At 59.0% G+C, this 13,588-nt stretch carries 14 protein-coding genes; 11 read left to right on the top strand and 3 right to left on the bottom strand.

Annotated elements, in window-relative coordinates:
• Positions 1–47 precede the first annotated feature (47 nt).
• The 9 genes from BLV11_RS10495 (at position 48) to flhB (ending at position 7,028) form a co-directional block, all read left to right on the top strand.
• Positions 48–1,283 carry a flagellar hook-length control protein FliK gene (locus BLV11_RS10495; RefSeq protein WP_091813454.1) on the top strand — a complete coding sequence of 412 codons (1,236 nt, stop codon included), beginning with the start codon at positions 48–50 and terminating at the stop codon, positions 1,281–1,283.
• A gap of 229 nt (positions 1,284–1,512) precedes the next feature.
• Entirely contained in the window at positions 1,513–2,013 is a 501-nt protein-coding gene (locus BLV11_RS10500) for a flagellar basal body-associated FliL family protein (protein ID WP_091813456.1), read from the top strand.
• A gap of 40 nt (positions 2,014–2,053) precedes the next feature.
• A complete protein-coding gene (gene fliM / locus BLV11_RS10505) occupies positions 2,054–3,052 on the top strand; it encodes a flagellar motor switch protein FliM (RefSeq protein WP_091813459.1) in 999 nt (332 codons plus the stop codon).
• A gap of 67 nt (positions 3,053–3,119) precedes the next feature.
• Positions 3,120–3,587: a flagellar motor switch protein FliN gene (gene fliN, locus BLV11_RS10510; RefSeq protein ID WP_245726006.1), complete on the top strand. Its 468-nt coding sequence runs from the start codon at positions 3,120–3,122 to the stop codon at positions 3,585–3,587.
• 1 nt (position 3,588) lies between these two features.
• The gene (gene fliO / locus BLV11_RS10515) at positions 3,589–4,041 is read left to right on the top strand and encodes a flagellar biosynthetic protein FliO (protein WP_091813464.1); all 453 of its coding nucleotides are present in this window, start codon (positions 3,589–3,591) and stop codon (positions 4,039–4,041) included.
• A gap of 38 nt (positions 4,042–4,079) precedes the next feature.
• Positions 4,080–4,787, top strand: coding sequence for a flagellar type III secretion system pore protein FliP (gene fliP, locus BLV11_RS10520; RefSeq protein ID WP_091814099.1), 708 nt, complete (start codon positions 4,080–4,082; stop codon positions 4,785–4,787).
• Positions 4,788–4,816: 29 nt separating this feature from the next.
• Entirely contained in the window at positions 4,817–5,086 is a 270-nt protein-coding gene (gene fliQ / locus BLV11_RS10525; RefSeq protein ID WP_091813467.1) for a flagellar biosynthesis protein FliQ, read from the top strand.
• 8 nt (positions 5,087–5,094) lie between these two features.
• Positions 5,095–5,880, top strand: coding sequence for a flagellar biosynthetic protein FliR (gene fliR / locus BLV11_RS10530; RefSeq protein ID WP_091813472.1), 786 nt, complete (start codon positions 5,095–5,097; stop codon positions 5,878–5,880).
• Positions 5,881–5,891: 11 nt separating this feature from the next.
• Positions 5,892–7,028 carry a flagellar biosynthesis protein FlhB gene (gene flhB, locus BLV11_RS10535; RefSeq protein WP_091813474.1) on the top strand — a complete coding sequence of 379 codons (1,137 nt, stop codon included), beginning with the start codon at positions 5,892–5,894 and terminating at the stop codon, positions 7,026–7,028.
• Here the strand turns inward: flhB and BLV11_RS10540 are convergent.
• From BLV11_RS10540 to upp, 3 genes are read right to left on the bottom strand one after another with little or no spacing between them, the layout of a single operon-like run.
• Positions 7,011–7,889 carry a class I SAM-dependent methyltransferase gene (locus tag BLV11_RS10540; RefSeq protein WP_091813477.1) on the bottom strand — a complete coding sequence of 293 codons (879 nt, stop codon included), beginning with the start codon at positions 7,887–7,889 and terminating at the stop codon, positions 7,011–7,013. The genes flhB and BLV11_RS10540 overlap by 18 nt on opposite strands.
• Positions 7,870–9,126, bottom strand: a complete 1,257-nt coding sequence (locus BLV11_RS10545; protein ID WP_091813479.1) for a uracil-xanthine permease family protein — start codon at positions 9,124–9,126, stop codon at positions 7,870–7,872. Before BLV11_RS10545 ends, BLV11_RS10540 begins: the two co-directional genes overlap by 20 nt.
• A gap of 2 nt (positions 9,127–9,128) precedes the next feature.
• Positions 9,129–9,767, bottom strand: coding sequence for a uracil phosphoribosyltransferase (gene upp / locus BLV11_RS10550; RefSeq protein WP_091813482.1), 639 nt, complete (start codon positions 9,765–9,767; stop codon positions 9,129–9,131).
• Positions 9,768–9,973: 206 nt separating this feature from the next.
• Between upp and flhA the strand changes: the two genes are divergently transcribed.
• Both flhA and flhF read left to right on the top strand, forming a co-directional pair.
• Positions 9,974–12,151: a flagellar biosynthesis protein FlhA gene (flhA, locus tag BLV11_RS10555; protein WP_091813485.1), complete on the top strand. Its 2,178-nt coding sequence runs from the start codon at positions 9,974–9,976 to the stop codon at positions 12,149–12,151.
• A gap of 67 nt (positions 12,152–12,218) precedes the next feature.
• Positions 12,219–13,496 carry a flagellar biosynthesis GTPase FlhF gene (flhF, locus tag BLV11_RS10560; RefSeq protein WP_091813488.1) on the top strand — a complete coding sequence of 426 codons (1,278 nt, stop codon included), beginning with the start codon at positions 12,219–12,221 and terminating at the stop codon, positions 13,494–13,496.
• Positions 13,497–13,588: the final 92 nt, after the last annotated feature.

Genomic DNA, 13,588 nt, shown 5'->3' on the forward strand with positions numbered 1-13,588 from the left:
GCGCGCCCTTGGGCGCGTAACTGACAGCAAAGCGGCAAGAGGTTGCCATGTCCGGAATGGTATTTCCCCAGAGCCCAGCGCCTGAAAAGGCCGGGCAAGCCAGTGAACCCCGGCCATCCGTGGCACGGGAAAAACACAGTGACAGCGAATTTGATTCGGTTTCCCGGCAGGAACAGGTCAACGCAGAGCGCAGGCTACAGATGCGCCGACAGGAGCGTGCCGACCGGGCTGAGCGGGCCGCAGAGTCGAAAGCCCAGGACACTGAGGTCGAGCAGCGGCAATCGGCTGCCGCTATGGCTGACAGTGGCGCCCGCGAGGCTGAAGAAGGCAGTCCAGCCGATGGCACCCCGCCAGCAACAGAATCTGCTGGGGCTGATCCAGGCGGTCAGGGGACCGATGATGCGAGCGACCTTGCGTCGGCAGACCTGGTGGTGGCTCCGGAGTCACCGCTGGTGGAAGTCGAGACCGATGAAACTGCGGTGTTCACCTTTGCCGACTTGCGCTCAATGGCGATGTCCGGCGAGGATGCCGCTGCAGAGGTTGGCCCGGCGCTGACTGACCGTTCGCTGCGAAAAGGGGGCTATGCTGCGCAGAATCCGGTAATGGCAGGGACTGCGGAAGTCTCCGGCGCAAAAGGCTTGCCGGGGCTGACCGGAGGTTCATTTATGGAAACGATGGCCTTGACGCCTGCGACCAGCCAAGGTTCAGATAGCGGGGACCTGGTCGCGGCCCGGTTGGTGCCGCTGAGCGACCAGACAACCCCGGCCTCCCAGCTGACGGCGGGTGGACAGAAAGTCGCGGAGCAGGCCGCGATGCTTCGAGGTTACGCCACCAGTATTGAAGTTCCGGTTGGTCACGCCGAATGGGGTGACAAGCTGGTGGGCAAGCTGACCTGGCTTACCGCCAATAACATGAGCTCTGCCGAAATCCATTTAACCCCACCGGATATGGGGCCAATGGAAGTGCGGGTGCAACTGAACCGGGATCATCAGGCGGCGGTGACCGTTCATTCCGCCAATCCGGTGGTACGCGACCAGCTGGAACTGCACAGCCACCGGCTGCGGGACATGCTCAGCGAACAGGGCATTGACCTGGGGCGATTTGAGGTGGCTGATCGGGGTGGGCAGGGCAGTGGCCAATGGTCGTCCCGTGGCGATGAGGACGGCAGCGGGCGCGGCGGTTCCTCCGGGTTGCCCGGCGATGATGCTGGCACTGAAGGGGCCCCGGCGGACGGAGGCAGTGTGGAGTTGGCCTGGAAAGGCGAACTTGATCTCTACGCCTGAGGTGTTGTCGACCGACAGGGTGCTTTGGGTGCCCTGTCCGTACGTTTATTTTTCCAGCCCGTTTTCCCTCTCTCCTGATTGCCAACAAACTCTTTTGCTCCGATAACGCCCGGGCGCTAAACTGCTGTTTTATCGAGACAGCTGTGCCTTTGTGGCCCGCTGTTTGCTTTATACTCCATACATGGGCCGAATCTCGCGGCATCTGACAATTTTATGACAGAAGCGTCCTATGGCAGATAACAATGCGCCTGACCAGGCACCCAAGAAAAGCAAGCTCAAGCTGATCATTTTGATTGCGCTGGTAGTCATACTGGCCATCGGGCTGTCCATCGCGGGAACCCTGTGGTTCCTCAAGGACACCGCTGGCGATGCCGGTGCAGACGTTGAGGAAGCGGCGGCGGAAGAGGTGTTCCAGCCGAGCCAGTATTTTGTCCTCGACAAGGCACTGGTGACCACCGTGCAGTCCGAGGGGCGCCAAAGGTATGCACAGGTTTACCTGGCGTTCGAGGCGGATGATCCGGCAGCACTGGCAGCGACAGAGCTGCACATGCCGTTGTTGCGCAGCCAGCTGATCAATGTGTTGGCGGCCAGTGATTTCATGGCGCTGCAGGCCGAGGGTGGCCGGGAACAGCTGGTGACCGAGATGCTGACGGTTGTGAACGGCGTATTGGAACAGGAAGGGGAGCCGCCACTGAAAGGCGTGCTGCTACGAAACTTTGTGATGCAATAAAGGCCCCGATCGCGGGGGCTGACCACGGGCAGGACCGATTATGCAGGATCTACTGTCACAGGATGAAATCGATGCCCTGTTGCACGGTGTGGATGACGGGGACATCGATACCTATGATGAAAGCGACGAGGAAGGCGTAAAAAACTACGACCTCGCCAGCCAGGATCGTATTGTCCGTGGGCGGATGCCCACGCTGGAAATGATCAACGAGCGTTTTGCCCGCTACACCCGAATCAGCCTGTTCAACCTGCTGCGTCGCAATGCCGATGTCTCCACCGGCGGCGTGCAGATCATGAAGTTCGGGGAATACGTCCACACTCTGTATGTCCCCACCAGTCTCAATCTGGTCAAGGTTCGCCCCCTGCGGGGAACGGGCTTGTTCATTCTGGACGCCAAACTGGTCTTCAAGCTGGTGGATAACTTCTTTGGGGGGGAGGGCCGGCACGCCAAGATTGAAGGCCGGGAATTTACCCCCACTGAAATTCGTATTGTCCAGATGGTGCTGGACCAGGTCTTTCGCGACATGAAAGAGGCCTGGCAGGCTGTGCTCAAGGTCGATTTCGACTATATCAACTCGGAAGTCAATCCGGCCATGGCCAACATCGTCAGCCCGAGTGAAGTCGTGGTGATCAGCACGTTCCATATAGAACTGGACGGTGGCGGCGGTGAGCTTCATATGGCATTGCCGTACTCGATGATTGAGCCCATTCGGGAAGTGCTCGACGCGGGTGTCCAGAGTGATATTGATGACGTAGACGAGCGCTGGGTCAGTGCCTTGCAGGAAGACGTCAAGGATGTCGAGGTTCCGATCAATGCGACAGTCTGCCGGCGCAAGATTTCGTTGCGCGACGTAGCCGACTTCAAGGCCGGTGACGTGATCCCGATAGAAATGTCGAACGATCTGACGGTGACCGCAAACGGTATACCGATCTACCATGCCACATTGGGAACCCGTGACGGAAAACTGGCACTCAGGGTGAATGAGCGGGCCAAGCGCCCAGTCGTGAAAAAACAGTTGAAGGTAGGGCGAAATGGCTGACGACGACAAGAAAGACGGGCAGGAAATGAGCGAAGACGAAAAGCTCGCTGCAGAGTGGGAAGCTGCCATGGAAGAAGCGGGTGATGGCGACAGCGATGGCGATGGCTCCGCAGAGGCCGGTGGCGATGACGAGCAGGCCCGCGCCGATGAATGGGCGGCGGCCATGGCGGAAGCCGGCGATGCAGAGGAAGACTCCGTGCAGGCGGCTCCGATGGAGGAGTTTGGCGCCGACACGGGTATGGCTACGGCTACGGCTACGGCTGGCGGCACTTCCCCGGATCTGGATGTCATTCTGGATATTCCGGTGACCATTTCCATGGAAGTCGGCAATACCCAGATTCCAATCCGTAACCTGCTTCAGCTCAACCAGGGCTCGGTGATCGAGCTGGACCGGTTGGCAGGGGAGCCTCTGGACGTGCTGGTTAATGGAACCCTGATTGCCCATGGTGAAGTGGTCATGGTAAATGAGAAGTTCGGTATCCGTCTGACCGATGTCATCAGCCCCGCTGAGCGCATCAAACGGCTGCAGAAATAGCATGCACCGGCTCAGCGGGCTTGTTGGACTGACGCTGATGCTGCCGGCGCTGAGCTCGGCGGCGGAGAGCACACCGCAGGCACCATCACCGGTGCCCGGTGCCGTTGGCAGTCTGGCCAGTCTGGGTCTTGGCCTGCTGGTGGTCATCGCGCTGATATTCGGTTGTGCCTGGCTGGTTCGCCGTATGAGCGGGCTGGCGGGCATGAACAACCAGTTGATGAAAGTCGTTGCAGTGATGAATCTGGGTACTCGCGAACGCATTGCGCTGCTGGATGTCGGAGGAAAGCAGATCCTGGTCGGCATCACTCCCTCTACCATTCGTACCCTCCATGTGTTCGATGAACCGATTGCCAATCCCGCGGACCTCGATTCCAGCGATTTTGCACGCCGCCTGCAGGGTATGATCGGCAAATCGTGGAAGGGTGGGGCTGCTTCTGATGGAGAGCCGTCTTGAGACGTCTGTTTACTGTCATTACCGGTTTGATCCTGACGATGTATCTGCCGTCGGCATTTGCGGAGGTGCCGGGCATACCGGCACTGACCGTCACTCCGGGCGAGGTTGACGGAACCCAGGAATATACGGTTACCCTGCAAATCCTCGCGTTGATGACCGCACTGACATTCCTGCCTGCGATGCTGATGATGATGACGTCGTTTACCCGCATCATTGTGGTGTTTGCGATTCTGCGTCAGGCCCTGGGACTGCAGTCAACGCCATCTAACCAGATTCTGTTGGGGCTGGCACTGTTCCTGTCGATCTTTATCATGAAGCCGGTTTTTGAAGAGGCTAACCAGGCGGCGTTGCAGCCTTATATGAGTGAGGAAATCACCTCGATGGAGGCGGTGGCGCGGGCGAGTGTGCCGTTCCGGGAGTTTATGCTGGCTCAGACCCGGGAAGACGACCTCATGCTCTTCATGCGCATCGCCGATGTTCAGTTTGAGACGCCGGAAGACGTTTCCTTCTGGGTGCTGATGCCTGCCTTCGTGACCAGTGAACTGAAGACTGCCTTCCAGATCGGTTTTATTCTGTTCATTCCGTTCCTGATTATCGACATGGTGGTGGCCAGCGTCCTGATGGCGATGGGGATGATGATGTTGTCTCCGGTCATTATATCGCTGCCATTTAAGATCATGCTGTTTGTCCTGGTGGACGGCTGGGCCCTGATCATGGTAACCCTGGCGGCCAGTTATGGTATATAGCCCGGTGAACCATCGGGGGGAGCAAGGCCATGACGCCTGAAACCGTCATCGACATCATGCGCGACGCGCTCTGGATGATCGTGTTGCTTGCCGGGGTGATTATCATGCCCGGGCTGGTGGTGGGGCTGGTGGTCAGTACTTTCCAGGCGGCTACCCAGATCAACGAGCAGACGCTCAGTTTCCTGCCGCGACTGATCATTACCCTGCTGGTGATCATCTTTGCCGGGCCGTGGATGCTGACCAAGCTGATTGACCACGCTCACGGCCTGATCACCAATATTCCCTACCTGATCGGTTAGGCCTCACCATGATTCCTGTTGGCCTGGGGGAAGATCAGATTAGCCAGTGGGTGGGGCAGCACCTGTGGCCACTGTTCCGTATTGCCAGTTTCATGATGGTGATTCCCTTCATTGGGACTCAGCTGGTTCCTGCTCGTATCCGCCTGGGCCTGGCGTTATTGTTCACCATACTGGTCGTGCCCTGGATTGATGAGGTGCCCCAGGTGGAATCCCTCAGTGCCGAGGCGGTGGTAATTACCCTGCAGCAGATTCTCATCGGTGTGGGGATGGGGTTTACGCTGACCGCGTTGTTCCAGGTGTTTGTGGTTGCAGGCCAGATGATTGCCATGCAGATGGGCCTCGGTTTTGCGTCAATGAACGATCCCGCCAACGGTGTCTCTGTGCCGGTGCTGTCCCAGTTGTATACGGTAGGCATCACATTGCTGTATCTGTCCATGAACGGGCACCTGGTGGCCTTTGAAGTGTTTGTGGAAAGCTTCCGCACTATCCCCATCGGGCTCGAAGGCCTGGGGCAGGGCGGCGTTTGGGCCCTGGCTCACCGGATCAGCTGGATCTTTGTCTCGGCGATGCTGCTGGCGTTACCTGCGGTCACCGCGGTACTGATCGTGACTATCTCGTTTGGGGTCATGACCCGAGCGGCGCCACAGATGAATATTTTTGCTCTCGGTTTTCCCATTGCCCTGATGTTCGGTCTGTTTGCCATCTGGGTGTTGCAGGGTAACTTCGCGCCGCACTTCCAGCAGTACACTGAAGAGACCTTTGAATTCATGCGCCAGTTGCAGGGCCAACCCTGAGGTAAGCGGACGTGGCGGACGACAACGACAACAGTCAGGAAAAAACCGAAGAGGCTACCCCCCGACGATTGGAGAAAGCCCGGGAGGAGGGCCAGACAGCGCGTTCCCGTGAGCTGGCGACCATGGCGGTGCTGATGGCCGGTGCGGGAGGGTTGCTGGTGTTCGGTTCAGGGCTGGGCAAGGCGCTTGCGGACATCATGCGCAACAGTTTTTCCCTGGAACGGGAGGTCATTTTCGATACCCATCACATGGCGCTACACCTGCTCGATGCGGCTGGTGAGGCGTCGTGGGCGGTGGCGCCGCTGTTGCTGGTGCTGCTGGTGGCGGCCATCATCGGCTCGATCGGCATCGGTGGTTTGTTGTTCAGTGGCAAGGCCATTACACCGAAATTTGACCGCATGAATCCTCTCAAGGGGCTCAAACGGATGTTTTCGGTGCGTTCGGTCGTGGAACTGTTGAAGGGGGTGGCCAAGGTTGCCCTGGTCATGACCCTCGCGATCCTGATCCTCGACTTGCGTACCGACGACCTCCTCAAGATTGCCGACGAACCGGCGGTTCCGGCCATGGCGCATGTGGTGTGGACGCTGGGCTGGACCTTTCTGCTGTTGTCTTGTGCCACCATCATCATTGCGGCCATCGACGTACCCTTCCAGATTTACGACCACCAGAAAAAGCTCAGGATGACCAAGCAGGAGGTCAAGGACGAGTACAAGGACACCGAGGGCAAGCCCGAGGTCAAGGGCCGCATTCGCCAGCTGCAGCGGGAAATGGCCCAGCGCCGGATGATGCAGGATGTGCCTGAGGCTGACGTGGTGATCACCAACCCCACCCACTATGCGGTGGCGCTGAAGTACGACCAGAAAACCATGGCTGCGCCAATCGTGGTGGCGAAGGGCGCAGACGAGATTGCCTTCAAAATCATGGAAATCGCCCGCGAACACAAGGTCGAGGTCCTGCGCACTCCGCCACTGACCCGGGCTGTCTACCACAATACCGACATCGGCGGTGAGATCCCCGATGGCCTGTATATGGCCATAGCCCAGGTGCTCGCCTACCTGTTCCAGTTGCGTCAGTTCCGGCGTGGGCAGGGGGCGAGGCCGGGGATGCCGGACTTCCCCATACCCAACGATCTAAGACGGGATATCTGAGGCGCTGCCCGGAAACCCGGTTTCAACGACTCGCACCAAGGGGTTGTTGCGACTCTGGGGTATCGGGAGCACGGTATAGTAGTCCCGGGGATTGTGTACCTGGGTTTGGCTGAAACCAAGGCCCTGCAGATGCTGCATGACCTGTTGGTCATTGTCGAAATGGAACGATACCTGGCTTTGCGTCATGCCTCCCAGAACCTTGCTGAGCAGGTGAATGCCGCCCTTGATCAGAGGCTGTTCCGGCATAAGGTAGCTGTCGAACAGGTAGTACGAACCCGGCCGCTTGCTCAGGGCTGTGGCGAGTCGCCGCCAGAACGTTGTGATCACTGGCAGCGAAAAATAGTTGGTTAAGCCTTCGGTGACCACGATGACCGGCCCCTCCTTCAGTACCCGATCCATCACCGCTTCCAGTGCATGCTCGCCGTCATCGGCAAGGATATCAACGGGTGTGACCTGATGGCTGGCCCCCAGGTGGCCGGTCGAGGCCAGTCGGGAGGCCTTGCGTGCGGCCATGTCCGGCAAGTCGGCCTCAACCATGTGCAGGTTCGGGTGGCGTTGACGCAGGTGCAGGCCACGGGGTGACAGGCCACAGGCGATTTCGAGTACCTGATTGACGCCGTGCTGGCTGATCCTTTTCTCGATCAGGTGATCGATGATCAGGTGGCGCTGGAGCAGAAAGGTTTTGAGGTTGCCGCCGGCAAGGGTTTTGCTGGCGGCCTCGAACGGGCTCATCAGGGTATACAGCCATTGCCCCTGAGGCGTGACCAGGCTGTTGTCGGAGAGCCCGTTCCGGTGCCAGACGGCACCGGTGTACAGGGCAGTAAAACTGATACCTGAGCTGTCAGTTGGTTTGCTGCTCATGGATTGCTTTTCCCCAGGATTCCCTTTCGCCAGGAAGCACCAGGTTCAGACCGATAGCGACCACAGCGCAAAGGGCAATGCCCTCCATGTGGCCCAGCACCATTCCGCCAATACCAAACACCAGCGTTACAGCGACGATCACCAGGTTTCGGGCTTCCGACAAATCCACCTGATGGCGGATCAGGGTGTTAAGTCCTACCACGGCGATAGAGCCGAACAGCAGGCACAGTATGCCGCCCATGACTGGCACCGGAATGGACTGCAGGGCAGCTCCAAACTTGCCGATGAAGGCAAGTGCGATGGCAATCACAGCGGCCCAGATCATGATTCTGGGATTGAAATTCCGGGTCAGCATCACCGCACCGGTCACTTCGGAATAGGTAGTATTAGGTGGTCCGCCCAGCAGTGCCGCTGAGCTGGTGGCCAGGCCATCGCCCAGTAGGGTGCGATGCAGGCCGGGGTTTTTCAGGTAGTTCCTGCCGGTTACGTTGCCAATGGCAAGAACATCGCCAATGTGCTCAATGGCCGGAGCGATGGCCACCGGTATCATGAACAGGATGGCAGACCATCCAAATTCCGGGGCCACGAAGTTCGGCAGGGCAAACCAGGGAGCCGCGGCAATGGTGCTGAAATCCACAATGCCGGCAACGACCGACAGACTATAGCCGGTCATGACGCCGAACATGATCGGAATCAGGCGAAAGATGCCCTTGGCCCAGACCGCTGCGATCACGGTGACCAGCAGCGAGATCATCGAAATGAGAATGGCGGTGTCGTAGGGCACCAGTTCTATGCTGCCATCGCCAGCCCGCCCTGAGGCCATGTGGACAGCCACCGGGGCCAGGCTGAGACCGATCACCATGATCACCGGGCCGATGACCACCGGAGGCAGCAGTCGGTGAAGGAAGCCGGTCCCACGTAGGCGGATCAGTCCGCTCAGCAGGATGTAGAGAATGCCGGCAGCGACCAGGCCGCCGAGGGTCTGTTCAAGTCCGAATTTAGTCTTGGCGGCGAGAATCGGAGCGATGAAGGCAAACGACGAGGCCAGGAAAATTGGAATCTGGCCACCGGTTACCACGTGGAAAATCAGGGTGCCGAATCCGGCGGTAAACAGGGCAACATTGGGGTCAAGGCCGGTGATCAGTGGCATCAGCACCAGGGCGCCAAATGCTACGAGGAGCATCTGGGAGCCAGCAAGGGCCTGTCGCCACACGGCGTTGTTGGTGGTGTCCTGCATACTCAGTTGTCCTTTTGCCGGGTGCCGAAGATCTTGTCGCCGGCATCGCCCAGTCCCGGAAGGATATAGCCTTTTTCGTTCAGACACTGATCAATTGAGGCCGTATAGATAGCGACATCAGGATGGGCCTCCAGCACCTTGTCGATCCCTTCCGGGGCGGCAACGAGCACCAGTGCGCGAATTTCTGTGCTGCCGGCCTTCTTGAGCAGGTCGATGGTGGAAATCAGTGAGCCGCCGGTGGCCAGCATGGGGTCGATAATCATTGCCATGCGCTGGTCCAGCTCGCCCACCAGTTTCTCCAGGTAGGTGCTTGCTTCCAGCGTTTCCTCGTTTCGTACCTGGCCTACCACGCTGACCTTGGCGCTTGGGATCAGGCTGAGTACCCCGTCGAGCATCCCCAGTCCGGCGCGGAGAATCGGGACGATGGTGACCTTCTTGCCCGTAATCGTGTCCACGGTGACAGGCCCAGCCCAGCCTTCGATGGTGGTTTCTTCCAGAGCAAAATCCTGGGTTGCTTCGTAGGTCAGCAGGGCGGCAACTTCCTGAGCCAGTTCACGGAAGTTCTTGGTGCTGATGTCGGCCCGGCGCATCAGTCCGAGTTTGTGGCGGATCAGTGGGTGTTTCACCTCATGGATGGGCATGGCTCACCTTTGCGTTAGTCAGTGGTGGGAATGGGGAAAGTTGCTGGAAGAATAACTGATCTGCGGGCAGGCGTCAGGCGAGGTTCTGCATATAGGTGTAAGGAGTGGTACGGATATTGCGATAAACCGGGACAGGTGACGTGTTTTCGTCAGAATATCGACCCGCCTGATCCTCAGGCGCAGTCTCCAGCGGGGTGTTTCCGGGTATGGACCGAGCTTTAGTCCTGAACAACGTCAAATCTCTGACGCGCGGTAATCTGGGCATTCCAGTGATGCTGATGGCATTGCTGGGCATGATGATCCTGCCCATGCCGACGTTCATGCTCGACGTACTGTTCACCTTCAATATCACCTTGTCGATCGTCATTCTGCTGGTTTGCGTGTACGCCCTGCGTCCCATGGAATTTGCCTCTTTTCCCACCGTGCTGCTGGTGGCGACGCTGCTCCGGCTGGCCCTGAACGTGGCGTCGACCCGCATTGTGTTGCTCAACGGACATGAGGGTGGCGACGCGGCGGGTAAAGTGATCGAGTCGTTCGGTGAGGTGCTGATTGGTGGCAACTACGCCGTTGGTCTGGTGGTCTTTGCGATCCTGATGATCATCAACTTCATGGTAGTCACCAAGGGTGCGGGCCGGGTCTCGGAAGTCAGTGCCCGCTTCACCCTGGATGCCATGCCTGGCAAACAGATGGCCATCGATGCCGACCTTAACGCCGGGCTGATCAATCAGGACGAGGCCAAGGGCCGACGTGCGGAGATTGCTCAGGAAGCCGATTTCTACGGTTCCATGGACGGCGCCAGTAAATTCGTGAAAGGGGATGCGGTCGCAGGCTTGTTGATCCTTGCGATCAATATTATCGGTGGCATCGCCATAGGGATGCTGCAGCACGATCTGGATTTCTCCACGGCTACCCGGTTTTACGCCCTGTTGACCATCGGTGATGGTCTTGTGGCGCAGATACCATCGCTGTTGCTGTCTACCTCTGCCGCCATCATGGTGACCCGGGTAACCTCTTCCCAGGATATGGGGGGGCAGATTATTAGTCAGATGTTCAGTGCACCCCGCGCGCTGTCCATTGCTGCGGGTATCCTGATCATACTGGGTCTGATTCCCGGCATGCCTCATGTCGCTTTTCTGGGGCTTGGGGTCATCTCTGCAGCCACCGCCTATTTTATCTGGAATCGGGACCGGCAGACGGTGGAGGAGGGTGGCGGCTTTCCATCACGGGGTGGCCTGGCGCCTGCGGGCGGCGGCCCGTTGGGTCCTGAGGTGCTGCCTGCCGGAGGTTCACGTCCGGACCAGTCATTGCCAGCGCCCGCGGAAAGCCGCGAACTGGGCTGGGATGACGTCGCCACGGTAGATGTGGTTGGGCTGGAAGTGGGCTACCGGCTGATTCCTCTGGTCGACAAAAGTCAGGGTGGGCAATTGCTGTCGCGGATCAAGGGTGTCCGCAAGAAACTGTCCCAGGATCTGGGATTCCTGATGCCGTCGGTGCATATCCGCGACAATCTCGATCTCATGCCGAACATGTACCGCATTACGCTGATGGGCGTCACCATCGCCGAGGCGGAGATCCATCCGGACCGCGAGCTTGCCATTGATCCGGGCCAGGTGTTTGGCAAAGTGGAAGGTATTGAAGGCAAGGACCCCGCGTTCGGGCTGGATGCCTGCTGGATTGAAGAGAGCAAGAAAGACCAGGCGCAAACCCTGGGTTACACCGTGGTCGATGCGAGCACCGTGGTCGCGACCCATCTCAACCAGGTACTGCAGAAGCATGCACACGAACTGCTGGGTCATGAAGAGGTGCAGAAATGGCTTGAGCAGCTGGAGAAGGTTTCGCCGAAACTGGCGGAAGAGCTGGTGCCTGCGACCGTTTCCATCAGCATTCTGCTGAAAGTCCTGCAAAGTCTGTTGCTGGAAGAAGTGCCGATCCGCGATATGCGCTCTATTGCAGAGGCCATCGTCAATATTCACCCCCGTAGCCAGGACCCGAAAGTGCTGACGACGGCTGCCCGACAAGCGCTGCGACGGATGATCGTGCAGAGCATCTGCGGCAATGAGGCTGAAATCCCGGTTATCACCCTGGATCCTGATCTGGAACAGTTATTGCTTAAGTCACTGCAGCAGAGTCAGCAAACTGGCGGTGGCGATGATATTGGGCTGGTACTTGAGCCCAGTATGGTGGAAAAGCTGCAGCGTTCACTTCAGGAAAGTGTCCAGCGCCAGGAAATGCTCGGGAAACCTGCGATATTGCTGGTTTCCGGGCCCTTGCGTCGGGTACTCGCCCGCTTCGCCAGTTACGGAGTTGAGAGACTGCACGTACTGTCCTATCAGGAAGTACCGGACAACAAACAGATCACGATTGTGGCATCCGTCGGGCAATAAGCGGCGGCCAGATGGCAGCAGGTGACGGGATTTCGACGCTCACCCGGCTGGAATGGGAGGAACAGGTATGAAAGTGAAACGCTTCTTCGCGCCGACGATGGCTGAGGCACTGAAACTGGTGAGCAGCGAACTCGGCCCGGATGCGGTCATTCTTTCCAATCGGCGGGTTGAGAACGGTGTCGAGATCGTGACAGCGTTGGACTACGACGAGAACATGGCACGCCAGCGCCTCGGTGAAGAAGCGAGGGATGCCACCAATAGTGGGCGTCTGGCCGAGCTTCAGGCCGAGCAGCACCGGCGCCTGGAAGACGAACTGGGTCGTTCACGGGCGCGAATCGCCGAAGTGCGTGAGAAGCGCGCCAGTCAGGGTGCGGGTTTCCAGCCCGCTAGTGCTGCGGCCAGCGTGGCCGGTGGCCAGGCGGCATCGGCGCAGCGAGCCGACATGGGGGCGGATGAACTGGCCCTGATGCGCGCAGAGATCAGCTCCCTGAGAGATCTGGTCCAGGGGCGGCAGGGGCCGGAAGCCGCGCCGTTGGCGTCGGTGAATCCCGCTCAGCAGCGACTGGTGGAGCGCCTGCTCGACTTTGGCGTCAGCCACAACCTGGCCTCGGCGCTGGCAAAAAGCCACGGCAAGGGCCGCCTGGAAGACGGCTGGAAGCAGTCTCTGAAAACCCTTGCGGCCGGGATCAAGACGGTTCGTACCGAGTGGCTGGACCGAGGTGGTATCTATGCGCTCGTAGGCCCGACGGGGTCTGGCAAGACCACCACCATTGGCAAGCTGGCAGCCCGCTATGCGCTTCGCCACGGTGCTGACAGTCTGGCCCTGGTGACCACAGATCGTTTCCGGGTGGCTGCCCACGAGCAGTTGTTTGTGTTTGGCCGTATTCTCAATGTACCGGTTCGGGTGGTCGATGAGAGCCACACTCTGGACGATGTGCTTGACGAGTTGTCGGATCGTCATCTGGTGCTGATTGATACTGCCGGCCTGACGCCCAGTGACAAGGGGTATCAGCAGCAGCTCGGTGAGCTGGCCCGAAGCCGGCACCCGATCCAGTCCCATCTGGTGGTGTCCGCGACCAGCCAGCCCCGCATTATGAAATCTGTCTGGCATTGCTATAAGATGGCTGATCTTGCGGGTTGTGTGATGACCAAACTGGACGAGGCAATGACGCTGGGTGAATCCCTGGGCTTTGCCATGGAGACCGGGCTGCCGGTGGCCTACTACACCGACGGCCAGAAGATTCCCGATGACCTCCACCACGCCGAGGCAGCACCGCTGGTGCGCAAGGGTGTGGAGCGGCTGAAGGAGCTCAAGGCATCACAGAGCATGGCTGAGGGGGCCTGATCCCTTGGTGCAGGTGGTTGATCTGCAAGGGCTCGACGATAAACAATAACACCGGGGTGCGGCTACTGCCGGCATCCTGATTTCGATCGGCA

The sequence above is a fragment of the Marinobacter mobilis genome (assembly GCF_900106945.1).
In the GTDB taxonomy this organism is placed as follows: domain Bacteria; phylum Pseudomonadota; class Gammaproteobacteria; order Pseudomonadales; family Oleiphilaceae; genus Marinobacter; species Marinobacter mobilis.

What these genes read in the sequence shown, in the direction of transcription:
- fliR (WP_091813472.1), top strand. Translation starts at nt 5,095, where the DNA reads ATGATTCCTGTTGGCCTGGGGGAAGATCAGATTAGCCAGTGGGTGGGG.
- flhF (WP_091813488.1), top strand. Translation starts at nt 12,219, where the DNA reads ATGAAAGTGAAACGCTTCTTCGCGCCGACGATGGCTGAGGCACTGAAA.
- fliM (WP_091813459.1), top strand. Translation starts at nt 2,054, where the DNA reads ATGCAGGATCTACTGTCACAGGATGAAATCGATGCCCTGTTGCACGGT.
- BLV11_RS10500 (WP_091813456.1), top strand. Translation starts at nt 1,513, where the DNA reads ATGGCAGATAACAATGCGCCTGACCAGGCACCCAAGAAAAGCAAGCTC.
- upp (WP_091813482.1), bottom strand. Translation starts at nt 9,767, where the DNA reads ATGCCCATCCATGAGGTGAAACACCCACTGATCCGCCACAAACTCGGA.
- fliN (WP_245726006.1), top strand. Translation starts at nt 3,120, where the DNA reads ATGGAAGAAGCGGGTGATGGCGACAGCGATGGCGATGGCTCCGCAGAG.
- fliQ (WP_091813467.1), top strand. Translation starts at nt 4,817, where the DNA reads ATGACGCCTGAAACCGTCATCGACATCATGCGCGACGCGCTCTGGATG.
- fliO (WP_091813464.1), top strand. Translation starts at nt 3,589, where the DNA reads ATGCACCGGCTCAGCGGGCTTGTTGGACTGACGCTGATGCTGCCGGCG.
- fliP (WP_091814099.1), top strand. Translation starts at nt 4,080, where the DNA reads ATGTATCTGCCGTCGGCATTTGCGGAGGTGCCGGGCATACCGGCACTG.
- flhA (WP_091813485.1), top strand. Translation starts at nt 9,974, where the DNA reads ATGGACCGAGCTTTAGTCCTGAACAACGTCAAATCTCTGACGCGCGGT.
- BLV11_RS10540 (WP_091813477.1), bottom strand. Translation starts at nt 7,889, where the DNA reads ATGAGCAGCAAACCAACTGACAGCTCAGGTATCAGTTTTACTGCCCTG.
- BLV11_RS10545 (WP_091813479.1), bottom strand. Translation starts at nt 9,126, where the DNA reads ATGCAGGACACCACCAACAACGCCGTGTGGCGACAGGCCCTTGCTGGC.
- BLV11_RS10495 (WP_091813454.1), top strand. Translation starts at nt 48, where the DNA reads ATGTCCGGAATGGTATTTCCCCAGAGCCCAGCGCCTGAAAAGGCCGGG.